Below are 24,913 nucleotides of genomic sequence, written 5' to 3' on the forward strand. Positions count from 1 at the left end.
CGTCCGATGCTGGGCTTACGGAGCCTATGCGAGGCGGGACGCCGTCGATTTGACCTAGATCAAGCGATTGCAAATCAATCGCAGTGACGGGACGTTACCGTTATTGATAATCATTCGCAACTAAAACTTCAGATAAAAAGCATTGGGAGAAATGCCCCAATCTGCCGGCCTCCCCAAAAGACCGGGCGCCCTAGGTGACGGCGGCGAATTCCCGCACGGAATTGGCGATCGCGTCAGGCTGGAGACCGTAGTAGCCCAGCAAATCGTCTTGGGTACCGTACTTGTCGGGAAAACGGTCGGGAATGCCAAGACGCAAAACCGGCGGCGCCTTCCGGCCAAGCCGGTCACCAAGTAAATCGTTCACAGCACTGCCCAAACCGCCGACCAGCGTGTGCTCCTCTAGCGTAATGATCCCGCGAACCCGCCCAGCAAGGTCGAGGAGCGCCGCATCGTCCAGCGGTTTCACCGTATGCATATGCAGCACGCCGCATTGCAGGCCCCCCGCCATCGCCAGTGCGTCGGCCGCTGCCAAGGCCCGATTGGTCATGACCCCAGTGGACACCAGCAAGAAGTCGCCCGGATCACGCATCAAGATGGCTTTGCCAATGGTGAAACCGTCTGCCTCCCGCGACACGACGGGATCGCCGCCCTTGGCGAGTCGGATATAGACCGGCCCCGGCATGTCTAACGTCTGCGGCACGAACCGCGCCATCTCTTCTTTGTCGACCGGTGCCACGACCGTCATGTTGGGGAGTGCACGCATGATCGAAAGATCCTCGACCGCTAGATGCGTCGGCCCGAGCGGTGCGTAGACAAGTCCGCCACCGTTGCCGATGAGACGGACCGGTAGGTTGTGGAGACAAAGGTCGACCGCGACCTGTTCGAAGCACCGCCGCGTAATGAATGTCGCGATGGTGTTGACGTAAGGAATAAACCCCTCCATCGCCAGACCCGCAGCCATGCCGATAATGTTTTGTTCGGTCACCCCTTCCATGAAAAACCGGTCGGGCATTTCTTCTTTAAACTCGTCGAGCGTTCCGGCGCCGAGATCGGAGCCAATGAACACCACACGCGGGTCACGCCGCGCCAGTTCGTAAACGCAATCGAGGCTGGTCTTGCGCATGGCTATGCGAGCTCCGCGTACATGGCGGCGACATCGTCGTCGCTGATTTTGGATTTGTGATGCCAGTCGGGATTGCCCTCGGCAGCAGCGATACCCCTGCCCTTCACGGTATGGCAAATGATCGCCGAGGGCTTGTCTCGCTGGAACGGCACGGCAGAAAGGACGCGGTGCAACTGCGCGACGTCGTGCCCATCGACCTCGTGTACCGCGAAACCGAATGCGCGCCACTTGTCGGCCAAAGGTTCAAGGTCCTGAACCACCGACGTACGGTCGTAGGATTGCAGCTTGTTGTAATCGACCATCGCCACCAGGTTCGAGAGCTTGTGCTTTCCGGCACTCAGTGCGGCCTCCCACACCGACCCTTCGTTGATCTCGCCGTCGCCCATGATGACGAAGACACGGGAGTCGCGTTTCTGGAGGCGCATCGCCAGCGCTTGACCTATACCGATCGACAGACCGTGACCCAACGCACCGGTCGAGGCTTCGACACCCGGTACTTTGGCGCGCTCGGGGTGGCCGCCGAGAATCCCATCGAATTGACAGAAACGGTCGAGTTCATCGGCAGGAAAGAACCCTTTGTCGGCGAGGATCGCGTAGAGCGCCAGACACCCGTGCCCTTTACTCAAGATGCAACGGTCGCGACCGGCCCAGCGCGGCGCAGCGGGGTCGTAGCGAAGAATATCGTCGTAGAGAACGCGCAGCGTTTCGATCAACGAGAACGCCGATCCGAGGTGGCCGCGTTTGCCGCCGTCCAAACCGCGGACAACCAGCCGCCGCAGCGCGAGAGAACGGTCGTCGAGGTCATCGCCCACGACCCGTATGTGCGCTTCATGAGTCACGCCGCGATCTCCTTTTGAACGCGAGAAACGAAATCCTTGGCTTTGCCGAGTTGCCGCACGAGTACCTCGTTGCGATTGCGCTCCCCATGGGCGAATGCCCGCTGGGCCCAACGCTCGGGAATAAATTCGTTCAACACGATCAACGCCCACCGCAATGCATAGAGCGGCTTTAGCAAGTTGAGACGCGCCCCAAACGTTGGGTCGTCGGCGAAAATCGCCATAGTCTTTTCTTCGAACCGCGCGGCCAAGTTGGCGTCCAACGCCATACCGGGGTGGACGACGAAGTCGGCGACCAGCTTGACCGGATCGTCCCAACCGAAATACTCGAAGTCACAAAAGACCAACGCCCCGTCGGCGGACCGAACCGCATTGTGAAATCCGAAATCCGACGGCGACAGCGTACGCAGTCGCTCGGGCAGATTAGCGCTCCGGGAAATCCCCGCCGCCGCAAAACCGCGTTGGGCTCGAGCCCAGGTGGCGTGCAAGGTGTTGTCGAAGCTGTCTTGCAAAAAGACGGCGAGGTCCGTGCGGAACGCCGCTTCACGCGATAAGCGAGCCCGCCGCGCGACAATTTGACGGTGCACCTCGTCAGGCGACAAACACGCCTCGCGGGCGAGCGGCAATTCTGCAGCCCCTTCGAGACGGGCGAGGTTGCGCAATGCCTGAACAAAGTCACCTGCCGCGTCGATGTCGGCTGGCGTCGGTACGCTGACGGGATCGCCGTCGATCCATCCGAACAGAGCGCATTGGGCGTTGCGGTCCGCGGCCATGGGTTGGGGAATGGACCGCATCCCCTCGCCCCACATGTAGGTCAGTCCGGCGAATTCGGCGCTGAGACGCTGGTTCCCGTCGGCACCCCCGGCGAAGTAGGTTTTCAGCGCGAAGCGCGACCCGTTGCCGCCGTCGACGCGGTAAACCCGGTGGTTTCCCGCCCCCTGTATCTCTTCGAGGGCGCCGACCGACCCGCCACACAGACCGCGCGCGACCTCGGCAATCTGCGACAGTTGGTTCACGCGACCGCTCGTTCGGCGTGGGCGAACAGGAGATCGCGCAGGTCAAACCAATCGGTTACCACGGCGTCGACGAGTCCTGGCGAGGCCCCTTCCTTGGGCGCGAAAAGAATGCGCATGGCTTCGGTCGGGAACGATTTCACCGCAAAGACCTCGGGCAAATCGTCGACAAAATGGGTGCAACCGAGATTCTCAATGCGCGCGACCTTTTCGCGGCGCGTCCCCTCGAAATAGATATCGTCGACACTGAAAGCGAGGCCGCCCGGTTCGAAGAAACGATTGGCTCGCATCCAAGCAAGGGCCGCGTAACGCAGGTTGGGGCCGCCGTCGATGGCGTGGGAAAATACCGACTTGTGGCTGACCACGACAAGCGGCACGCCCAAACGGCGCGCGCTGGCGACAAAAGCCGAAAACCCCGGACTGAGCTGGGCTTCGTCCATACGCGGACCGTAAGCATCGGCCTGGAGCAACTGCCAGGCCCGGTCGCCGTGGCGGGCGCGGACGATGTCGCGGATCGCCGTTTTGCCGCCGACGGGAACGTTGTCGATGTACCCCGCCTCGATCGCAAGGCGTGCAAAGAGCGCGTCGTAGGTGACAATCGTATTGTCGAAATCGAGACCAAGAAGCATGACTACACCAGGTTGATCGTTTGCATGGTTTTGATGTTGTAGTAGCGCGGGTTGACCATAGGATCGGCGACCTGCCCTGCGTCGAACGCGGCAATCAAACTATCGACCGCGTCTTCGATGGTGTGGACCGGCACGAAGCCGAGCTCGTCGCGGATCTTCTGCGAAGAGACATGGTAGGACCGCATGTCGTCCGTGGCCTGGGTAACGACTTCGACACCGTTGCCGACCGACGTGCGCACCATCTCGGCGATGTCCGCGACGCTGTGGTTCTCGAAACCGGCATTGAACGTTTTGCCGTCGATCGCGGCATCGTCGTACTGCAAGGATTTGACGTAGAGGTCGGTCATGTCCTCGATATTGATGTTGGGCCGGCGTTGCGCGCCTCCGAACACGGTGATCTTGCCGTTGTTGATCGCATGGTTGGTCAGGATATTGACCGTGAGATCAAGGCGCAGACGCGGGGCATAGCCGCACACCGTAGCGGGGCGAATGATCAGCGTGGTGAACCCCGGCACCCGTTCTTCGGCCAATACTTCCTCGCACATCGCCTTGAACTTTGAGTAGTCGGTCAAGGGTTCCAACGGCAGGTCCTCGGTAACCTCGGGATCGTCCTTGATTCCGTAGACGCTCGACGACGAGGCATAGATGAAACGGCGAACGCCCTCTGCCTTCGCGGCGCGCACCAGCGGCCGGAAAGCATCGTAATTAATCGATTTTCCAAGTTCCGGGTTCAACTCAAAACTCGGATCGTTTGAAATGCACGCGAGATGGATCACCGCATCGCAGCCGCGCATCGCATCGGCGACGGCAGCCGGATTGCGTAGATCGCCCTTGACCTCGCGCAGGTTCGGATCGCTCTTCAACGATGCAAAGACATCGCCGTAGATGTAGAGATCCAGAACCGTCACGCGGTGGCCGGCCGCGAGGAGTTTCGGCACCAGGGCGCTACCGACGTAGCCGGCGCCGCCGGTGACCAGGACGTTCCAGGTTTTGTGTGTCATGCGGAAACCACTTTGAGGGGACGATGTTCGGTCTCGGTCGCGCCTTTCCACCCCATCGCGATGTCGAGCATGGCGTGACAAACCGCGAGATGGGTGATTTCGACGAAGCCGTATTCACTAGAGGGAACATAGACGTTGATGTCGCCGAGATTGCGCAACAGGTTGTCAGGCGTGAAGCCGGAAAGAGTCATCACCCAGCAACCGCGCTTTTGCGCCGCGAAAACGCCGTTGAGAATGTTTTGAGAATTACCGGAACTGGAAATCGCCACCAGAATGTCGCCGGGCTGGGCGAACATCTCGATCTGCTTGGCGAACACTTGGTCGAACCCAAGATCGTTGCCCAGGCAGGTAAGAAACGCCGGGTCGTTGAATGCCAGGGTGCGAATACCGCCGGCCTTGGTGTAGTCCTCGGCCATGTGGCTAGCGACGGTCGACGACCCGCCGTTGCCGATGAACATCAACTTGTTGCCGGCATCGTGCGCAGCTTGAGCCCGCTCCATCGCGGTGCCCATGACCTTGGCGAGGTCCATTCGACCGCCCATTGCGTCGGTCGCCACCATGCGGCGGTCCATCGCGCCGAGCGTCGAGAAATAGGCCGAAAGGTTTTGTTTCGAAAAGTCGACTGTCATGGCGCCCTACTTCAGCAAGGTTGTGATGTATTTCTGCACGGGGATCTTCTCGACCGATTGCCGGTGCCCGACGATCCCTACCTTCAACGCGCCGACCGCGTTGCCGATGAATCCCGCCACTTCCATATCGACCCCGGTCGCGACAACCGGCGAGGTCACCGCGAGAAACGCATCGCCCGCCCCGACCGTGTCGACGACCTGCCGGGTGAACGCCGGCACGCGCCGCACATCGCCCGCGCGGTCGTAGGCGACGCAACCGTTTTGACCGTGGGTGACGACAAAGCGGTCGCAATCGATCGCGTGGGCCAACCCGTCGGTGATGACGTCCTCGATGTCCGAAAAGCGGTCGCCGGTCGCGAGCTGCGCCTCGGGCCCGTCGATACATACATAGTCGGCGCGGTTGTAGCGGGTGACCATGTTGTAGCCGAGGTTCGCACTGTTGCTTTGCGCGTTTACCGCTAGGAACGGCGCCGTGTCGGTAACCGTGCGAATCGCCCGCGGTGTCATCATCCCGTGACCGAAGTCGGTGACGATCACCGCGTCGAAGTCGCGCGCGCGGTCGCCGATCATGTCGCACAACTGCTTTTCGATCGTGCCGTTCAACGGCGTGTCGTCGAAGTGGTAGACCTCGAATAGTTTTCGCATATGGCCGGGGTCGACGTAGCGGCTCTTGCGGATGGTCGGCAGGCCCGGGCGGTAGAGGCTGTGAATCGTGACGTTGTCACGGATCGTGTCGCGGATCAGGCTTTGGTAGGAATCGCGCTCGCCCAAGATGGTTACGACCTCGACATCCTTGACGAAGTCCGCGACATGGTTGGCAGCGGCGATCACGCCGCCGGCAAACACTTCGCGACCCGAATAGCGCGAGGCGATGATGTTTTCCTTGGCCGACTTTCCCATCGGTTTGGCGTAGAGGTATTCGTCAACGATCGCTTCGCCGACCAAGAGGACGCGCATGTCCTTGATACTCTCTAGAGCGCCCAGAGCGCTCTCGAGATGTGCGGCCTTGTCGAGCCCGTTGAGATACTCCATCACATCCGGGTCGAAGACGTTGAGGTGACGGTTGATCAGAGACGACGAGGAAAAGGTGATGTCGTCGGTGTAAACGACGCGACCGCCATGGCGTTCGACGGCCTCGCGCTCCATCCGGATCTTTCCGGTCAGGTCTTCGCCTTCGTTGGAGTAATCCGAGCCCTTGACGTAGACGTTCGGCCGGATGAGATCGAGCAACTGCTCGGCACTGGGCCACTCGTTGACGCCGATCCAGTCGGTACAGCCCAGGGCCGCCAACATTTCGGCGCGCAGGCCGCCGGTGAACACCGGCCTGCCCGGCCCCTTATTGACGAATTCGTCGGGGGTCACAGTGACGATCAAGATGTCGCCTTCGGCAGCGGCGGCTTCCAGGTGGCGCACGTGCCCCATGTGGACCAGATCGAAAACCCCGTGGGCGAGCACGACTTTCTTGCCCCGCGCTTTCAGCGCCGTCGAGATCGCCGCCAGTTCATGCACCGATTTGATCTTGTCCCGGGCGCGCCGGGGGGTTCGGGCAATATCGAGAGGAATCGCTGCGGGTTCGCCTGGGGCCATTTATGCCTCCCTACCCGGCAATTTTTGCCGAGCCCTGGGCACATTTCGCCCGCCGACAACGTCGCAATCGAAGGGGCGCGTGCGTTCGTGTTCCATATCGCAGGCATTCTCCGCGCGGTTTGGTTAACGTCCGGTAAATTCGGCCTGCGCCAAACCGCCATTAACCTTGATCACCAAGACATACCGGTGCATCAGCCGTGCCAGCACGCCGGCAGGTGGCGCATTCCTTGCAGCGGATCGAACGGATCCGCCGCAAAGGCCCCCCTCGCGTATGTCTTTCGTCAGCTTCGATTTCAACGTTCTCGGCAACTACTTCGCTTCCGGCGTCTCGCTGTCGTCGTCGGTGCGCACCGCCATTTTGCGTAACGGCGAGATCGGCGAACTGATCGCCGCCCGCGAACGGGTGGTACCCCCTTGGCAGCAGCGCCAGCCGATTCCAGACAAATCCCTCGAACAAAGGGTTTTTTCCCAGGCGGCCTTGATCGACCCCCGGGATCCCCTGTTCGACCGCAACGACTTGGACGACGATTCGAAATCGCTTTTCGCGGCCTACAAGGCGGTCAACCAACTCCTCGACATTGCGCGCTACGCCCAGACCACTCAGGGGAAAGCGCTTTCGAACCTCGTCGATAGCAAGTTTCAGACCCGCATCGCCGAACTCGAAAAATTCGTCAATAACGCGAACTACAACACACTCTCGTTGGTGACGGGTATTCTCGAAGCCGATCTCGACTCCTCGATCATCCTGCCGCAAAAGGAGATCGCTCCACGTTTCAACGGCGCGGTCATCCTCGACAATCGAACCACCCCAATCCCCGGACTGACTGCAACCGATCAATTCACCGTCCAGACCGACGACGGCACCACGGTGCGTACGGTGACGATCACGATGAGTGACGTGAGCGCCGATCCCAACGATTACACGCTCGACGCGATTTCGGCGCATGTGAATGCCGAACTGGTCAATGCCGGCATTTCGACCCAGATCTATACCGAGCGCTACAGCGAAACGGAGTACGGGTTTCGCATCGATGTCGGCTTCGGCGAAACGGCGACACTGAGCGCCAACGCCAGTACCGAGTCGAGCGCCGTCTATCTCGCCGGTTTGCGCGGACAAGGACCTTCGGGCGGCGGGTTTGTCTCGAAGATCGACGACCTCGGCGCGGCCGACCCAACGGAGGCCTTCTACCACCAGATCGATACGACCGGCCAGGCAGACGCCGCCAACGGTGTCGCGGTCGACGGCACTGGCGCGGTCTATGTCGTTGGCAAAACCGCAGGCGATCTCGGCAGTCAGCAGATCGACCCCGCTAACAACGATGCCTTCCTAAACAAGTACGACGCTGCTGGGAATCTAGTCTTTACACGGCGCCTCGGTGCCACCGAAGACGGCGCAGGATTCGCCGTTGCGGTCGACAGCAGCGACAACGTCATCGTCACCGGCCAGGTACGCGGTGCGCTCACCGCAAACGCCTTCGGTGGCAATCTCGATACCTTCGTGACGAAATTCGATAGCACCGGCCAAGAACTTTGGACCCGGCAGGCAGGCCCCTATCTCGACGATGTCGGCCTTTCTCTCACGGTCAACAGCAGCAACGAGATTTTCGTCGCGGGATTGACCCGCTCCGAAATCGCGCCGGGCGAAGGTTTTAACGGCGGCGACGATGCCTTCGTTACAAAACTCGATAGCAGCGGAACGCAGGTTTATAGTCGGCAATTCGGCGATGCGGGCGACGAGCAACACACCGCAATCGCCGTCGATGGGTCGGGCAACGTTTTCCTCGCCGGCACCGACGACGGCGTGGGTTTCGTGCGCCGCTACGGCGACGGCGACGCTACCGCCCAGGACTGGGAATTTTCAGGCACCCTCGGTACGGATGGCAGCGTGACCGGCCTCACCGTCGACTCCGACGGAGATGTTTACGTTACCGGCTACACATCGAATACCGGTTTCTTCGGCGCGACTACTCCGGTCACCGCCCACGCCGGCGACACCGACGGGTTTGTCGCGAAGCTTGCGGGCACCGACGGGTCGGTCACAGCGGGTACGTTCCTTGGAACCACGGCAACTGATCGGGCCTTTTCGGTCGCCGTCGACCCAACGAGCGAGGAAGTTTACGTGACCGGCGAAACGGCTGGCACCTTGGCAGGTGAAACCTCCACTGGGATCACGGACGGTTTTGCGATCAAGTTCGATACGGCGCTGAACGAATCCTGGCGCCATCAGTTCGGCGGCGGTTACGACCAACGGGGATCGTCGATCGCCTTTGATGCTAACGGCACCAACATTCTGTCGCGGATGGGTCTTCCAACCGGCGAGGTTCCGTCTGACGCCGCCGACTCGATCACCAGCGTCAGCACGGCGCGCCCCGGTCAGTATTTCTATGTCTCGGTCGACAACGGCCCGCTCAAACAGGTCACCATAGACGACGACGATTCGTTCGGGTTCCTCGCGTTCAAGATCCGCAGCGCCATCGGATCCGGCGGCCAGGGAACCGCACAGTTCGTCGACGACGACATTTCCGGCCGCTTCCTGCGCATCAGCGCACTCAACGGCCACAAGATCGAACTGCTTCCCGGACCCAAGGGGCTGGACGCACTCAGCGGGATCGGTCTGCGTCCCGAAGTTCTGTTCGGCGAGGTCGCCGACGACGGCAGCGAAGGCTTCGTGGAGACCAACTTCGGCCTCGGCCTGACCAACGACATCAATCTCCTGTCGGACACTGCGCGCGAGGATGCCATTACCTTGCTCGAATTCGCCAGCTCGACGATTCAAAAAGCCTTCCGCCTCAAGACCCAGGGACCCGATCCAGACTTCGAACTTCCCCAGCAACCGCCCCAGCGCGTTCTCGACCAGATTGCGTCCATGCAAGCCGCTCTTCAGCGACTGCAAGCGATTTCGTTCAATGCCAGCGCCAACGCCCAGGCATCCGCGAACGGCCAGGGCAACCTGTTCAACTTTCTGATCTAGCCCCGCGCCGGGTGAGCGCGGTCCCGATCGAAAATAAAACAACGGCGGTGCCGGTCATGACCGACATGGCAATGCCCAGCGGCAGTTGGCTTTGGTGAGACAAAAAGCCCGCGACGATCGTCCCGAGCGCTCCAAGCGCGAACGCATTAAACCCATAAAGCGCCGAGGCGGTTCCCGCGATCTGCGGGCGAACGCTCACGGCGATCACACTGGACGGCGGCAGGACAAAACCGTTGCCGATGCCAAACAGCAGCATCGGTAGGGCAATGGCGGTTTCACTGTGGGCGCCAAAAGCAGCGAACACCGTCAGAATCGCCACCCCCGAAAAACACATCGCGCTCCCCGCCAGGACCAAGTGTTCGAGCGCAAAGCGGGCCCCGATTCGCGACACCACGAGGTTCCCGACAAAGAACCCGCCAGTGATGTAAAGCAACACGATCCCGAGCCGCTCGGGCGACGAGCCGACGGCATTGATTAGGATGAACGGCACGGTCGCCAGGAAAGCAAAGAAGGTCGCGTTCATCAGGGCCGCCCCGACCGAGAACATCATATATTCGGGCATGCGCAGCAGGGAGAGATAGTCCCGCACCATGCCACCGATACCGCCAGTCGCGACGTTCTCGCGCCGCAGCGTCTCGCGCACCGTCAACGCCAACACCAACATCGGCGCCAGGGTAAAGACGCTCATGAAAACGAAACTACTGCGCCAGTCCCCAGTCCACCCTTGCAACGCCCCGCCGAGCAGCGGTGCGATCGACGACGACACGCCCGACCCCATACCTAGATACGCCATGATCCGCGCGCTTTCGCCGCGGTCGTAGCTGTCGCGCACCATCGCGCGGGTGATGACAAGACCGGCGCACGCACCGATGGCTTGGAGAACACGGGCGAACAACAGCCACTCGATGGACTGAGCCGTTGCCGCCAACACATTGGCGAACAGAAAGATCGCTAGCCCAGCCAGCATGACCCGCTTGCGCCCGTAACGGTCGGCTAGCGGCCCGTAGACCAGTTGGAAGACCGCGAAAACGACGAGGAAAACCGTCAGCGTGAGCTGCACGACCTGTTCGCTCGCCGCGAAGTCGATCGCGATCGCGGGCAACGACGGGACATACATGTTCGTCGCAAAAATCCCCGCGGCCGTCACAGTCATCAAAAAAATGACCGGTGGCTTGGGGATCGTCTTCGCAGGCGCGGGTTTAGAGATGATGCTATCCGACCTCGGGCAGTCCATTTTCCTGGCGGACCCGGTTAATGCGTTCGCGCAACTGCATCTCCATGGTCCATTTCGGCGTATAGCCGATTTCCTTCGCAGTGACCGACCCGTCGAACCGGCTGAAACCCATCTTGCCGGGCTTCACCGTGATGTCTGCCTCGGGCAACAACGATTTCACGTAGGCGACGGCCTTCGCCATCGGGGCGTGATTGCCGTGGATGTTGAAAGCGCGGGATTTTGTCGGTGCGGCCGCCAGCGCAAGGGCGGTCGCTTCGCCGGCGTCCCCACCCCATAGCCAATCCGGGGCGTCGTCGCCCCATGGCACCACGGCGGGCTGGCCAAGCGCGGTCTTCTCGCATAGCTCTCGGATCATCTGGCCGCCTTGGTGATCGGGCATGCCGTGGCCATTGACGAAGGTATAGCGCAGACCGATGACGTCGAGCCCATAGGTGTCGTGGTACTGCGCTGCCAAGGTTTCGCCGAGGATTTTCAACCCCGCGTACACATTGCGCGGCTTGAACGGCGCGTCGTTGGGCACCGGTTCGCTGCCCCAATTACCGCCGAAAACGCCCGCCGAGCTCGCCCACACCATCCGTTCGATATCCATCGCCCGGCAGACCTCAAGCATGTTGGCGAAGCCTACGCCGTTGACGTGGACCGCGTACGCCGGATTGGCGTTGCACAGGTTCAACCCCGCCGCCGCGATGTGGGCAATGTGGGTGATCTTGTGGGCCCGCACCGTCTCCAAAATGCGGTGCATCTGGGTGAAGTCGCCTTGGACAATGGTAACCTCGTCGGCGCGCGAGCCGACGACTTGGTCCAGAGCGTGCCGTCCAGGCACGACATCGAAGGCCACCACCTTGTGGCCGCGCTCCAACAGAGATTTGACCACCCACGAACCGATGAAACCGGTGCCGCCTGTCACGAGATACGCCATATCTTCTCCCTATCTGAAACGCTAAGCCGCCGCCGGACGCCGGCGCGCCGCAACGATGAATCCGCACGACAAGACCGCCGCCGCGGCCATGACCGCCATCAGCGCCGCCATCGGAGTCGAAGTGCCGTCGTGCATCACCCCAAACAACAAACTCGCGATCGCACCCATGCCCATTTGGGCGGTGCCGAGGCTGGCCGACGCCGTCCCCGCCAACTTGGGGAACAGATTGATCGCGGCGGCGGTCGCGTTGGGAATGACCTGGCCATTGCCCCACCCCAGCAACGCGCTGGCGACCAAGAGCGCTCCGACGCCGAGATTTCCCGACAGAGCGACCACCAACAAACCGATCGATCCCAGCGCCGTCGTCGCCGTCCCCAAGGCGATAATTCGCGTCGCCCCGTAGCGCGCCGCCAGCCGAACGCTGAGATAGGCGCTCGGTAAAAAGAATAGCACGACCGGAACGGTCAGGAGTCCGAACTGCGACGGCGAGAGACCGAGAATCTCAATGGCGACAAACGCACCCCCGGCGAAAAACGCGTAGAACGCACCGTTGACGAAGGCCGTCGCCAAGAGATAGCCCATAAATCGCCGCGAACGCCCCAATGCCGCGTATCCCCGGGCCAGACCGGCAATGCCGACCGACTGACGCAACGCGCGAGGGTGGCTTTCAGCCAGAAGGAATCCACAGGCGAGCAGAATGGCGATACCAAGGACACCGTTCAGCCCCATGCCCCAGCGCCAGCCCGCGGTCTCATGGACCAGTCCACCCAGGTACGGTGCCAACAATGCGGCCAGCCCCGCGCTGATGCTGATCCAGCCGATCGCCGGCGGCGCGCCGTCGTGCCCGTACACATCGCGGGCCACGGCCGGCGGCAGGACGAAGCCCGCCGCCGCCCCGACCGATTGCAGCACCCGTGCGACGATCAACACCTCGATGCTCTGGGCGAAGGCGCCGAGGAACGACCCAACGACGAAAACCGCGGTGGCCCACATCAACACACCCTTGCGGCCGAACCTGTCGGAAAGCGGCCCGTAGGCGATCTGAAACACCGCATAGCCGAGCATGAACATGGTCAGCGTGAGCTGCACCATCGCCGGCGTCGTTGCGAACGCACCGACCAGATCGGGCATCGCCGGCACGATGAACTGCATCGCCACGATCGAAATGGCGTTCAGCAGCAAAAGAAGAATCAAGGTATGGCGGTGTTCGGGCGGGGCGTTCAGCATCGCGCGACCTTAGGCGTTGGGCCCGCTGGGCAGAACACCTTTCGCGCCCACGATCACTCCCCGGTCGCCGTGACCGGACCGCGCCGCGCCACCAACACGACCGCGCACAAAGCGCTCGCTGCGAGGACGGACATCAACAGTGCGACCGGCACCGTCGTCCCGTCGTGGATGAACCCATAGACCTGGCTCGCCATGGCGGCGACGACCATTTGGCTGACCCCCATCCAGGCCGACGCCGTCCCGGCCAACCTCGGGTCGAAGCTCACCGCTTCGGAGATACACGCGGGCAACACTTGGCCGTTGCCAAGACCCATGAAGGCGCTTGCGATGAGAAGCGCGGCGATGCTTTGGTGCCCGGCCAACGAAACGACAAGTAGTCCGACGGCGCCCGTCGTCGTGCACAGCGTGCCGATCAAGATGACGCGAGTCGTACCGATCCGCCGCGCCATCTTGTCGCTGAGAAACGACGCGGTCATGAACATGGCCACCGCCGGGATCATCAGAAGGCCGAATCCCGAGGGCGATACACCGAGGTTCTCGATGGCAACAAACGCGGTCCCGGCCAGGAACGCGTAGAAAACGCCGTTCACCGAGGCGACAGCGAGCACGTAGCCGAGAAATCCCCGACTCTTCGCCAGAGCGATGTAGCCACGCACCAGCGCGCCTAGCGCGATCCGTTGCCGCGTGACGGCGACGCTCTCGCGCAGGTAGACGGCTGTGAAGATCAACATCATTACGCCCAGCGTGCCGGTGGCGATCAACCCGTAGCGCCACCCGGCATACTGATGAATGAGCCCGCCGATCAGCGGTCCCGCCGCCGAAATAAACCCGTTGGTCATGCTGATGTAGCCCATCGCGCGCGGCGCGCCGCTTCGGCCATAGACATCCCGCGCAATCGCTGGAACGAGGACGAACCCCGCTGCGGCGCCGATGGCCTGGAGAACCCGCGCGGCAATGACCATTTCGATGCTGAGCGCCGCCGCGCCAAGGAACGAGCCTGCGATGTACAGCACGATGGCGGCCAGCAGGACCGGCTTCCGGCCATAGCGGTCGGAGAGCGGCCCGTAGACTGCCTGGAAAATGCCGTAAGCGGCCATGAACAGGGTCAACGTCAGTTGGACCATGGCCGGCGTTGTCTCGAACACACCCACCAGCGCCGGCATCGCCGGGACAAAAAACTGCAACGAAAACGCAGAGGTTCCGGTCAACGCCAGCAGAAGCGCCAGCACATAGCGTCGAGATTCGGCCTCGGTCACGCTGCCGCCTGCCCGGACTGGCGCCCGCCGCGCCGCACGAGGAGTAGTGCCGCCGCACCAATCGCCGCAAGGACGAACATGATCGCCGCAGTGGGGACGATGTCGGTGTGGAGGAAGAAACTCGCGGCCATCGTGGCGAGGGCGCTACTGCCCATTTGGAACACGCCCAATACACCCGAGGCCGTCCCGGCAATCCGAGGATGTGCGCTGACGCCCAGCGCCATCGCCGGCGGGAAGACGAAGCCGCTAGCAACGCCTTGGATGAACATCGGTACCATGATCGTCGCCACCGTCTGAACCCCCGCTATTGAGACGACCAACAGTCCTGCTGTCGACACCAGAACGGTAATCGCCCCAATGGTAATCAGCCGGTCCGGGGCAACCCGGCCAGCGAGGCGAACCACGATCAAGCTGCCCACCAGGAATCCACCCGTCGACATCAGCAGCAAAATGCCAAACGCCTCGGCCGGCACGTTCATGGTTTCGATGAAGACAAACGGCGCGCCGGCGACGAACGCGAAGAACTGCGCGTTCACCGAGCCGATCAGAATGCCGTAGCCGAGGAATGTCGCCGAACCGAGTAGCGTTGCGTAATCCGAAATCACCGACCCCGCGCGCCCTCCGCGGCGGCGTTCCGGCGGGTGGGTCTCGGGAAGCCATTTGTAGGCCAGGATCATCGGAATTGCCGCAGCGACGGCGAGGAACCAAAAGTTTGCACGCCACCCGAAGATGACCAACGCGCTGCCGATCGACGGAGCGATCGCCGCCGTGAGGCCCGCCCCGATCGCGAGATAGCTCATGATTCGCACGGCATCGTCGCGCTCGTAGAGATCGCGGACGATGGCGCGCATCAGTACGCTGCCGCAGCAGGCCCCGAGGCCCTGAAATACCCGCGCGACGATCAGCCAGTCGATGGTACTCGCAACCGCGCACGCCGCATTGGCGACCAGAAATATAAACATGCCGCCGAACAGGATCGGTCGGCGGCCCAACCGGTCGGAAATCGGCCCGTAGAAAAGCTGCCCAACCGAGAACCCGATCAAGAAGACCGTGATTGTCCATTGCACTGCCGCCTGGCTGGTTTCCAGCGACCGGGCGATGTCGGGCATCGACGGCGCGAACACATTGATCCCGACAATGCCCCCCAATTGGATGGACAACAGCAGGAGTACCGAGGGCTTCTTGGTGTGTTCTGGGGTCATGGATTTGCGAAAAGAGCGCCAACATAGCTGCCCTATGCCCCACCTGTCTCGCGGTCCCTCGCCGTTTTCGGCGATTCCGACCGGTGCCGCTTGTGCACCGCACCAAAGCCGCCATATATTCCGCGCCCTCAACCCGGGACAGGATCATGGACCTTCGCAACGTTGCGGTGATCGCACACGTCGATCACGGCAAGACGACCCTTATCGATGCGCTGTTGCGCCAGAGCGGAACTTTTCGCGCCAATCAGCACGTCGCTGAGCGGGCGATGGATTCCAACGATCTGGAGCGCGAGCGTGGCATCACGATCCTGGCGAAGTGCACGTCGGTGGCCTGGCGCGACACGCGCGTCAATCTCGTCGATACCCCCGGCCACGCCGACTTCGGCGGCGAGGTCGAACGTATCCTTGGTATGGTCGACGGTGCCCTGTTGCTGGTGGACGCCGCGGAAGGCGTCATGCCGCAGACCAAATTCGTGCTCGGAAAGGCTCTCAAGCTGGGCCTGAAGCCGATTGTCGTCCTCAACAAGACCGACCGGCCCGATGCACGGCCCGATGTCGTCCACGAAGAGGTCTTCGACCTACTGGCCTCGCTTGACGCGACCGAAGAACAGCTCGACTTCCCCGTGATTTACGCGTCGGCGAAGCAAGGATGGGCGTCGCTGACGGTGGATGGGCCGCGCGAGGAGATCGCGCCCCTTCTCGATCTCATTCTGGAACGGGTCGAGCCGGCCCGCGGCGATCCCGACGCGCCGTTCGCGATGTTGGCGACGATCTTGGAATACGATGCGTTCCTGGGCCGGATCGTCACCGGGCGGATTCATTCCGGGCGCCTGCGCGCGAACATGACCGCCAAGGTTCTGACCATTGACGGCAAAGAAATCGAACAGACGCGTCTGACCAAACTCCTCGCGTTTCGCGGCCTGGAACGCGTGCCGCTGGAGGTCGCCGAGGCTGGTGACATCGTCGCCATCGCCGGACTTGGCAAGGCCACCGTGGCCCATACTATTTGCGACCCCACGGTCAAGACGCCGATCGCCACCCAACCGGTCGACCCGCCTACGCTCGCGGTCACTTTCTCGATCAACGACTCGCCCTTGGCGGGCCGTGACGGCGACAAAGTCACCTCGCGCCTCCTGCGCACACGATTGCTGCGCGAAGCCGAGGGCAATGTTGCGATCCGGGTCAGCGAGGCCGAGCGCAAGGATTCCTTCGAAGTCGCCGGGCGCGGCGAGCTGCAAATCGGCGTCCTCATCGAAACGATGCGCCGCGAAGGGTTCGAACTGGCAATCAGCCGACCGCGGGTTCTGTTCAAAGACGACCCCGAGACCGGCAAGCCGCTCGAGCCGATCGAAGAAGTCGTCATCGACGTCGATTCCGATTTTGCCGGGATTGTCGTCGAGAAGATGAGCCAGCGGAAAGCCGAACTGGTCGAAATGAAACCGACCGCGGGCGGGAAGCACCGCCTCGGGTTCCTCGCGCCCTCGCGTGGGCTGATCGGCTATCACGGCGAGTTCCTCACCGATACCCGCGGGACCGGGGTGATGAACCGGGTCTTCCACAGCTACGCGCCGCACAAGGGGCCGATCGACTCCTATCGCAACGGCGTCTTGATATCGATGGACGACGGCAAGGCCGTCCCCTTCGCGCTGTGGAACCTCGAGGAGCGCGGCACGCTGTTCATCGACCCGGGCGTCGACGTCTACCGCGGCATGATCATCGGCGAACACACCCGCGGCAACGACCTCGACGTGAACCCGCTAAAAGCAAAGCAGCTCACCAACATCCGCGCCGCCGGTAAGGACGAAGCCGTGCGGCTCACCGCGCCGCGCCGCATGAGCCTAGAGGAAGCCGTCGCCTATATCGGCGACGACGAACTGGTCGAAGTCACCCCTAAGGCGATCCGCCTACGCAAAAAGCTGCGCGAAATCCACGAACGCAAGAAAGCGATGCGCGCGGCGAGTTAACGCCGCGCACCCCTCAGGCGCCCTACGCCGGCAACGTCGGCGCCATGGTGTGCCAGTCGGTCTCGCGCTGGTAGGCGTGGCCGACTTCGAACAACAGATCCTCCGAGAACGGCGGGCCGATCAATTGCTGGCCGACCGGCATCCCGTTGGCCGAGAACCCGCACGGTACCGACAGGCCCGGCAAACCGAGGTAGTTGAGCCCACGCGTGGACCACGCCAGTTTTTCGTTGATCGCGAGCGCGTTCTCGCCCACCGCCGCATCGGTGTCGGCGAGGGTCGGCACTTCGATCGGCAGGCCGGGGGTGTGCAGCACGTCGCATTTGGCGAAGACCTGATCGCAAAACGCTTTGACGTGTTCGCCGCGCAACCGCTGCGCCTGGAGGTACCGCACGCCCGGAATGTAGAGTCCGGCTTCCATGCGTGCGCGCACCTCGGTGGAATACTCGTTGGTCCGGGTCCTTAGCCATTCGGCGTGGATATTGGCCACCTCGACCTTGAGCACGACATTACACAGATCGCGCAGGACCTCCTGATCGGGCACGTCGACATCGACGATCGTCGCCCCGAGCGACCGGTAAACGTCGAGGGCCGCCGCTAGGGCGCTGCGCACCGACGGCGCGGCATCGTCGTAGAAGTAGCTGGTCGGAACGCCGATCCGCAGGCCCTTGACGCTTGCGCCATCGAGGGCCGCTTCGTAGTCCGGGACTGGCTCGTTCGCCGCCGAGGGATCGTCGGGGTCGGCACCCGCAACGATTCCGTACATACGCGCGCAATCCTTCACCGTCCGCGTCATCGGCCCGGCATTGTCGAGCGAGTAGGACAACGGCATGACGCCGCGACGACTAACGCGGCCAAACGTCCCCTTGATACCGACGACACCGCACATCGACGACGGAATGCGGATCGAGCCGCCGGTATCAGTTCCGAGCGCCCCAAATGCCATATGGGCGGCAACCGAAGCGCCCGAACCCGACGAGGAACCGCCGGTGATGTGTTCGGGATTCCACGGGTTGCGGCAATGGCCGAAGTGTTCGTTGCGCCCACCCGCACCCACTGCCAGTTCAGACATGTTCAACCCGCCAAGGTGCAAAGCCCCGGCCGCGGCCAAGCGCTGCAATACGGTGGCGTCGTAATCCGCCACAAGGTTGCCCAGGATTTTCGAAGCGCAAGTAATGCGCCTACCCTTGCGATAGAACAGATCCTTGTGAGCCAACGGCACACCGTGCAGCGACCCGCGCACGTTGCCCGCCGCCAGATCGGCGTCGGCCTGCTTCGCTTGTTCCAGCGCACCGTCGGGGTCGAAGGTGACATAGGCGTTGATCTTGGGTTGCCATTTTTCGGCTTGGGCAATGCAGGCTTGCGTCGCCTCGACGGCCGATACTTTCTTAGACCGGATCGCGTCGGCGACCTCGGTCAGGGACATTTGGACGATGTCGTTCATGCCTGGCGCCGCGGACGTTTGAGCTTCTGGAGAACACCGGCAAAACCAAACGCATCAACGTCGTAGGCCAGCATGCGGCTTCCGCTACGCGCCGTCGCATTGAGTTGGCTGAGCTCCGCCGCCAGGGCCACGGCCCGGCTCTCGGCGATCGGCATCTCGTGCAAGCTCTCGGCCAATCGGCCGATGTCCTGCGGTTCCACTTTTTTCTCGGTCATCGGTTCCCTGTTCTCTTGTTAAGCGGCGACGAAGGGGTCTTCTTGCGGCAGCGGTGCACGGCCGCGAATCATATCGGCGGCTTTTTCTGCTATCATCACGGTCGGGGCTTGGGTATTGCCTGAATCGATGGTCGGCATAATCGACGCATCGACAACCCGCAGTCCTCGAATGCCATGCACCCGCAATTGGGGATCGACCACGGCCAGCGGATCGACGCCCATCTTGCAGCTCGACGTTGGGTGAAACACAGTTTCGCCGCCGCCGCGAATCCAGTCCTCGATGTCGGCATCCGACGTCACGCCCTCGGCCGGCGAAATCGGTTTCCCCAAATATGGCTTGAAGGCGTCCTGCGTGAGCAGGGTGCGCACGATCTTCACGCCCTCGCGGGTGACTTCCATATCCTTGGGCGAGGACAGATAGTTGGGTTTCATCAAGGGCTTGTCGAACGGGTTCGCCGACTTCAACTCGATGCTGCCACGGCTTTCCGGGCGCAGTTGGTAGACGTGAATCAGGAAACCGTGCCGCCCCTGCCCCTTCATCGTCGTCTCCAGGTTCAGACCCGGCACCAAAGAAATCTGCAGATCGGGCGTTTCCAAGTCGGGCGAGGTCTTGGCAAACAAACCGGCTTCCAGGGGCAACGCCGCGCCAACCCCGGTGCCGAACAACATTACTTGCGCCATCATCGCGGCGGCACGGTCCGGGCGGAACCAGCGATACATCGTGATCGGCTGTAAGCATTCGTGCTGGACGTAAACACCCATATGGTCTTGTAGGTTTTGGCCAACGCCCGGCAGATCGTGCACGACGGGAATGCCCAGGTCGCGGAGCGCCTGCCCATCTCCGATTCCGGAAAGCTGCAGCAGTGCCGGCGAATTGATCGCGCCGCCGCTTAGGATGACTTCGCGTCCGGCGTGCGCTTGCTTACGCGTACCGTGCCAATCGTATTCGACGCCCACAGCCCGTTTGCCCTCGAACAGGACGCGCGTCGCGTGGGCATGGGTCTCGACTTGGAGGTTGCCGCGCTTCATCGCCGGGCGCAAAAATGCGACGGCCGTACTCTGACGGCGCCCACGCACGACGTTGAAGTCGTGCCACTGGTAACCCTCTTGCTGGCGACCGTTGAAGTCGTCGGTCTCCCGGTGACCCGCGGCGCGGCAAGCATCGAAGAATGCGTGATAGAGCGGGTTGTCGGAATAGGCCCGCTTGATCTTCCACGGGCCCTCGGCGCCATGGAAGGGCGAGTCTTTCTTTTCGACATGCCCTTCGGCGCGCTTGAAGTACGGCAACACGCTGGCGTAGTCCCAGCCTTCGTTGCCCATCTGGCGCCAGGTTTCGTAATCCTGTGGCTGGCCGCGCACGTACATCATGCCGTTGATCGAGGACGACCCGCCTATCACCTTGCCTCGCGGCCAGTGCAGTTCGCGGTTTTTGAGATGCGGTTCGGGCTCGGTGTCGTATCCCCAATTGATCGACTTGGCGAAATAGGCAACGCCGGCCAGCAGGGGAATATGAATGATCGGGTTCCAGTCTCGCCCCCCTGCTTCCAGCAACAGAACCCGGCAATTCGGGTCCTCGGAGAGACGGTTTGCCAGCACACAACCGGCGGAGCCCGCACCAACGATGATGTAGTCGTAGTCCGCCATAGATCGTCCCTCCCCGAAAGGCCGAGCAAACTAACACAGCCCGCCATGCGTTCGAAGTACTCCCGCGCAATTGACGTATATCAGTGCGCGGTGTTGAAGTACGCCGTAACGAGCGTATGATCCGGCGAAATTTGAGGGGCGCTGACGCCTGCATTAGGGAGGAACGATATGGCCAAAGCAGCGAAGAAGAAGTCCAAGGGTGCGGCGAAGAGCCCCGCCAAGAAATCCGTGAAGAAGGCGGCCAAGAAGGCCGCGAGGAAACCGGCGAAGAAAGCGGCGGCCAAAAAGGTCGCGCGTAAGCCGGCAAAGAAAGCGGCACGGCCTGCCAAGGCAGCCAAGAAAGCGACCGCCCGCAAGTCCACCCGCCGCGCCGGGGCAACGTCGAAGGCATCCTCGACCAAGTGGATCCCGGGTCATCCGTATCCCGAACCCAAGGTCAAGCGCATCCGCACAGCGAAGGGTCGCCGTCCGTACTTCTTCGACGATCCCAACATCGACAAATTGCTGGCGATGATCATGGCGTTGACCGGCGAAGTCTCCGTGATCCGCGAGCGGCTCGACACCCATGAGCGGCTGGCCCAATCAAAGAAGTGGGCATCGCATCAGGCGATCGAGGATTACAAACCGGACGATGTCACCGAGGCCTTCCGTGCCCAGTGGCGCGCCGACTATATCGCCCGCATCCTACGGATCGTCCAGGTCGAGCTCGACCAGATCACGCGCGGCGAGACCGAAAAAGACTACGACAAGATCGTCGAAGAGGTCTCCAAGTAAGGACCCTTCGAAACGGACAGAAGAGGCGGCTTCGGCCGCCTCTTTTTTTTGGGCCGCATCGGACGCGACGGAAGCGCCCGTCAAACCCGTGTAACGTTCGACCGATAGGACTTCACCATGGCAAATTCCGCAAATGAAGAAACGGGCTTCGGCCTCGTATCCCGCCTCAACCACTGGATCGTGGGTGCGGGCGTACTCGCGCTCTTCGGCCTAGGCTTGGTGTTCCACGACATGCCGCGTGGGCCCGACCGCGCCGCGCTCCAGGCGCTGCACGTGTCGATCGGAACACTTTTCGTGTTGCCAATTCTGTTTCGCGTTTTCTGGCGCGTGCGCGAGGGCTTTCCCCCGTCGTTGCCCGGTCCGCGGTGGCAACACGTCGCGGCCAAGATCGTTCATTGGGGACTGCTCGCGGCCCTGGTCGGCCTGGCGATCACCGGACCGCTAACCGAATGGACGGGCCGTGCCGGCGCGCTCGACTTCTTCGGCCTGTTCTCGATCCCGAGTCCTTTCGGGGCGTCACGCGGGCTCCATGAAGCAGCCGAAACCGTCCATGCCATTCTCGCACAGCCGATACTCTTCGTCCTTCTGGGAGTTCATATCCTCGCCGCGCTCAAGCATGTCGCCATCGACCGGGACCGCACCCTGGCCCGCATGGTGACCGGCGCCCGAGACTAATCGGGGCCGTTCTTTCGCTGCGCCGCCGTTGCTGGTAGTAAATGCCCGCAACATCGCCCGCTAAAGCGGGCGCAGGCCCACGACAAACCCCAGGGATCACGGCATGAGCGCAGCAGCCGACAACGCCAGCGAATCGGAAGACCTCGACCAAATCCGCGAGGCGGTCCGCGCCCTGTGCGCCGACTTCCCCGGCGAATACTGGCGCGAGAAGGACCGGCACAAAGCTTATCCGCAGGAGTTCGTGACCGCGCTAACCCAGTCCGGCTTCCTCGCCTGCCTCATTCCCGAGGAATACGGCGGCAGCGGCCTCGACATCACCCATGCCGGCGCGATCCTCGAAGAAATTCAACGCGCAGGCTGCAACGGCGGTGCCTGCCACGCCCAGATGTACACGATGGGCACCATCCTGCGGCACGGCAATCCCGAGCAAAAGGCGCGGTGGCTCCCCAAGATCGCCAGCGGCGAGCTGCGCCTGCAGGCCTTCGGCGTGACCGAGCCCACCAGCGGCACCGATACGCTTTCGCTGCGCACAACCGCCGTGAAGAAAGGCGACAAATACATCGTCAATGGCCAGAAGGTATGGACCAGCCGCGCCGAATACTCCGACTTGATGCTCCTGCTCGCGCGCACGACCCCCAAAGACCAAGTCGAGAAACGGACCGACGGGTTGTCGGTCATGGTCGTCGACATGCAGGCCGCCAAGAATAACGGCCTTACCATCCGACCGCTTGAAACGATGATGAACCATTCGTCATGCGAAGTGTTCTTCGACGACATGGAAGTGCCCGCCGAAAACCTGATTGGCCTCGAAGGCAAAGGGTTCCGCTACATCATCGACGGGATGAACGCCGAACGCATCCTGATCGCCCACGAATGCATCGGCGACGGGCGTTGGTTCATCGACAAAGGCACCGCCTACGCCAAAGACCGTAACGTGTTCGGACGCCCCATCGGCCAGAACCAGGGCATCCAGTTCCCCATCGCCCGCGCCTATGCACACATCGAATCCGCCAACCTCATGGTCAAGGAAGCGGCGCGCAAATTCGACGCAGGCGAACCCTGCGGCCCCGAGGCCAACATGGCCAAGATGCTCGCCTCGGAAGCGGCCTGGGAGGCTGCCGAAATGTGCGTGCAAACCCACGGCGGATTCGGTTTCGCCGCCGAGTACGACGTCGAACGCAAGTTCCGCGAAACGCGTCTCTATCAAGTCGCGCCGATCTCGACCAACCTGATCCTGGGCTATATCGGCGAGCATGTCCTCGGACTGCCGCGCAGCTACTGATGACCTTCGCGCCCTTGGACGGCGTCCTCGTCGTCTCCCTTGAACAGGCCGTCGCCGCACCGTTTTGCTCCTCGCGTCTAGCCGACGCCGGGGCTCGGGTCATCAAGATCGAGCGCGCCGAAGGCGACTTTGCACGCGCCTACGACAGCGCGGTCAAGGGACTGAGCGCCTATTTCGTGTGGCTCAACCGCGGCAAGGAGTCGGTCGTCGTCGACATCAAGGACGACGCCGACAATGCCATGCTGCACCGGATGCTCGCCAAGGCTGACGTGTTCATCCAGAACCTCGCCCCCGGCGCCGCCGCCCGCGCCGGCCTGGACTCAAACGAACTGCGCGCGCGGCACCCGCGCCTCATCACCTGCGACATCTCAGGTTACGGTGAGGACGGCCCCTACCGCGACATGAAGGCCTACGACTTTCTCATCCAATGCGAAACCGGTCTTGCGTCCATCACCGGCGGGCCCGACGAACCCTCGCGGGTCGGTGTCAGCCTTTGCGACATCGCTGCCGGCATGTACGCCGTTCAGGGCATTACCCAGGCCCTCCTGCAGCGCGAGAAGACGGGCAAGGGAACGGGGCTGCAAGTGTCGCTGTTCGATGCGTTGTCGGACTGGATGACCGTCCCGTTGCTGTTGCAAGAACACACCGGGAAACCGCCGGCCCGCGTCGGGCTCAACCATCCCGGCATCGCGCCCTACGGCGCCTACAACACTAAGGACAACCGCCCGGTCGTCATCTCGATACAAAACCAACGCGAATGGTATAACCTGTGCGCCGACGTACTAGGCGACGCCGCCCTTGCCACTCGTCCCGAATTCGCCACTAACGTCGACCGGGTCAAAAACCGTCCGCAGCTAGACGACGTGGTAAACGCGGTCTTCGGCCAATTCACCCGCAAGGAAATTTCCGAAAAACTCAAGACCGCGCAGATCGCCTATGGCGCGCTCAACACGGTCGAGGATTTCGCGCACCATCCGCAACTCCGCCGCCTGAACGTGGGCTCGGCTGCGGGCGAGATCGATCTCGTCGCCTCGCCCATTCGTCTTTCCGACAACCCCGCCCCGGTCAAACCGATCCCGACCGTCGGACAGCACACCGACGCTCTGCGCAAAGAGTTCGCCTAAAACCGCCCGCGCCTTCAAGGATCGCCGGAAGCCCGCTACCGGTTCTCGCGGAACCACTTGGCGATGCCGGGCATTTCGGCCTCGGCGGTGATTCCGAAGAATGCCGTGTCGGTGCCAGGTAAAGCACCGCCGTCAGTGTGCGAAAGGCCACCGCCAGGCCCAGCGTG

At 62.3% G+C, this 24,913-nt stretch carries 21 protein-coding genes; 6 read left to right on the top strand and 15 right to left on the bottom strand.

Annotation, left to right across the window (positions count from 1 at the left end; all coding sequences use genetic code 11):
• Positions 1-190: 190 nt before the first annotated feature.
• The 7 genes from RID42_14195 to RID42_14225 are packed head-to-tail and all read right to left on the bottom strand — an operon-like array spanning position 191 to position 6,818.
• On the bottom strand, positions 191-1,123 hold the full coding sequence (locus RID42_14195) for a transketolase C-terminal domain-containing protein (GenBank protein MEQ8248823.1): 933 nt from the start codon (positions 1,121-1,123) through the stop codon (positions 191-193).
• A gap of 2 nt (positions 1,124-1,125) precedes the next feature.
• Positions 1,126-1,962, bottom strand: a complete 837-nt coding sequence (locus RID42_14200; protein MEQ8248824.1) for a transketolase — start codon at positions 1,960-1,962, stop codon at positions 1,126-1,128.
• Complete coding sequence (locus tag RID42_14205) at positions 1,959-2,975, bottom strand: aminoglycoside phosphotransferase family protein (GenBank protein MEQ8248825.1); 1,017 nt, start codon at positions 2,973-2,975, stop codon at positions 1,959-1,961. Before RID42_14205 ends, RID42_14200 begins: the two co-directional genes overlap by 4 nt.
• On the bottom strand, positions 2,972-3,601 hold the full coding sequence (locus tag RID42_14210; protein MEQ8248826.1) for a hypothetical protein: 630 nt from the start codon (positions 3,599-3,601) through the stop codon (positions 2,972-2,974). Before RID42_14210 ends, RID42_14205 begins: the two co-directional genes overlap by 4 nt.
• A gap of 2 nt (positions 3,602-3,603) precedes the next feature.
• Positions 3,604-4,602: an NAD-dependent epimerase/dehydratase family protein gene (locus RID42_14215; protein MEQ8248827.1), complete on the bottom strand. Its 999-nt coding sequence runs from the start codon at positions 4,600-4,602 to the stop codon at positions 3,604-3,606.
• Positions 4,599-5,231 carry an SIS domain-containing protein gene (locus RID42_14220; GenBank protein MEQ8248828.1) on the bottom strand — a complete coding sequence of 211 codons (633 nt, stop codon included), beginning with the start codon at positions 5,229-5,231 and terminating at the stop codon, positions 4,599-4,601. Before RID42_14220 ends, RID42_14215 begins: the two co-directional genes overlap by 4 nt.
• A 6-nt stretch (positions 5,232-5,237) precedes the next feature.
• A complete protein-coding gene (locus RID42_14225) occupies positions 5,238-6,818 on the bottom strand; it encodes a PfkB family carbohydrate kinase (GenBank protein ID MEQ8248829.1) in 1,581 nt (526 codons plus the stop codon).
• A gap of 271 nt (positions 6,819-7,089) precedes the next feature.
• Here RID42_14225 and RID42_14230 point away from each other — a divergent pair, with 271 nt between their 5' ends.
• Positions 7,090-9,789, top strand: coding sequence for an SBBP repeat-containing protein (locus RID42_14230; protein MEQ8248830.1), 2,700 nt, complete (start codon positions 7,090-7,092; stop codon positions 9,787-9,789).
• On the opposite strand, the gene RID42_14235 is transcribed toward RID42_14230, so the two are convergent.
• Genes RID42_14235 through RID42_14255 form a run of 5 tightly spaced genes read right to left on the bottom strand, consistent with a single transcriptional unit; the run spans position 9,773 to position 15,627 of the window.
• Positions 9,773-10,942 carry a multidrug effflux MFS transporter gene (locus tag RID42_14235; GenBank protein ID MEQ8248831.1) on the bottom strand — a complete coding sequence of 390 codons (1,170 nt, stop codon included), beginning with the start codon at positions 10,940-10,942 and terminating at the stop codon, positions 9,773-9,775. The two genes, RID42_14230 and RID42_14235, sit on opposite strands and share 17 nt — an antisense overlap.
• A 58-nt stretch (positions 10,943-11,000) precedes the next feature.
• Positions 11,001-11,942, bottom strand: a complete 942-nt coding sequence (locus tag RID42_14240) for an NAD(P)-dependent oxidoreductase (GenBank protein ID MEQ8248832.1) — start codon at positions 11,940-11,942, stop codon at positions 11,001-11,003.
• A 21-nt stretch (positions 11,943-11,963) separates the two neighbouring features.
• Complete coding sequence (locus tag RID42_14245; GenBank protein ID MEQ8248833.1) at positions 11,964-13,169, bottom strand: multidrug effflux MFS transporter; 1,206 nt, start codon at positions 13,167-13,169, stop codon at positions 11,964-11,966.
• 53 nt (positions 13,170-13,222) lie between these two features.
• On the bottom strand, positions 13,223-14,425 hold the full coding sequence (locus tag RID42_14250; protein ID MEQ8248834.1) for a multidrug effflux MFS transporter: 1,203 nt from the start codon (positions 14,423-14,425) through the stop codon (positions 13,223-13,225).
• Positions 14,422-15,627, bottom strand: a complete 1,206-nt coding sequence (locus tag RID42_14255) for a multidrug effflux MFS transporter (GenBank protein ID MEQ8248835.1) — start codon at positions 15,625-15,627, stop codon at positions 14,422-14,424. Before RID42_14255 ends, RID42_14250 begins: the two co-directional genes overlap by 4 nt.
• A 146-nt stretch (positions 15,628-15,773) precedes the next feature.
• Between RID42_14255 and typA the strand changes: the two genes are divergently transcribed.
• Positions 15,774-17,591, top strand: coding sequence for a translational GTPase TypA (typA, locus tag RID42_14260; protein ID MEQ8248836.1), 1,818 nt, complete (start codon positions 15,774-15,776; stop codon positions 17,589-17,591).
• A 22-nt stretch (positions 17,592-17,613) separates the two neighbouring features.
• Here the strand turns inward: typA and RID42_14265 are convergent, their stop codons facing one another.
• Genes RID42_14265 through RID42_14275 form a run of 3 tightly spaced genes read right to left on the bottom strand, consistent with a single transcriptional unit; the run spans position 17,614 to position 20,891 of the window.
• On the bottom strand, positions 17,614-19,032 hold the full coding sequence (locus RID42_14265; protein ID MEQ8248837.1) for an amidase: 1,419 nt from the start codon (positions 19,030-19,032) through the stop codon (positions 17,614-17,616).
• Positions 19,029-19,247 (bottom strand): hypothetical protein, encoded by a 219-nt coding sequence (locus RID42_14270; GenBank protein ID MEQ8248838.1) that lies wholly within the window; start codon positions 19,245-19,247, stop codon positions 19,029-19,031. Before RID42_14270 ends, RID42_14265 begins: the two co-directional genes overlap by 4 nt.
• Positions 19,248-19,265: 18 nt before the next feature.
• Complete coding sequence (locus tag RID42_14275) at positions 19,266-20,891, bottom strand: choline dehydrogenase (protein MEQ8248839.1); 1,626 nt, start codon at positions 20,889-20,891, stop codon at positions 19,266-19,268.
• 168 nt (positions 20,892-21,059) lie between these two features.
• On the opposite strand from RID42_14275, the gene RID42_14280 reads away from it, so the two are divergent.
• The 4 genes from RID42_14280 to RID42_14295 all read left to right on the top strand — a co-directional run bounded on the left by RID42_14280 (position 21,060) and on the right by RID42_14295 (position 24,746).
• Positions 21,060-21,665 carry a hypothetical protein gene (locus tag RID42_14280; GenBank protein MEQ8248840.1) on the top strand — a complete coding sequence of 202 codons (606 nt, stop codon included), beginning with the start codon at positions 21,060-21,062 and terminating at the stop codon, positions 21,663-21,665.
• 117 nt (positions 21,666-21,782) lie between these two features.
• On the top strand, positions 21,783-22,340 hold the full coding sequence (locus RID42_14285) for a cytochrome b (GenBank protein ID MEQ8248841.1): 558 nt from the start codon (positions 21,783-21,785) through the stop codon (positions 22,338-22,340).
• 103 nt (positions 22,341-22,443) lie between these two features.
• The gene (locus tag RID42_14290; GenBank protein ID MEQ8248842.1) at positions 22,444-23,622 is read left to right on the top strand and encodes an acyl-CoA dehydrogenase family protein; all 1,179 of its coding nucleotides are present in this window, start codon (positions 22,444-22,446) and stop codon (positions 23,620-23,622) included.
• Positions 23,622-24,746, top strand: a complete 1,125-nt coding sequence (locus RID42_14295) for a CaiB/BaiF CoA-transferase family protein (GenBank protein ID MEQ8248843.1) — start codon at positions 23,622-23,624, stop codon at positions 24,744-24,746. The genes RID42_14290 and RID42_14295 overlap by 1 nt, the downstream gene beginning before the upstream one ends.
• Positions 24,747-24,913 lie beyond the last annotated feature (167 nt).

The sequence above is a fragment of the Alphaproteobacteria bacterium genome (assembly GCA_040216735.1).
Taxonomy (GTDB): domain Bacteria; phylum Pseudomonadota; class Alphaproteobacteria; order SHVP01; family SHVP01; genus CALJDF01.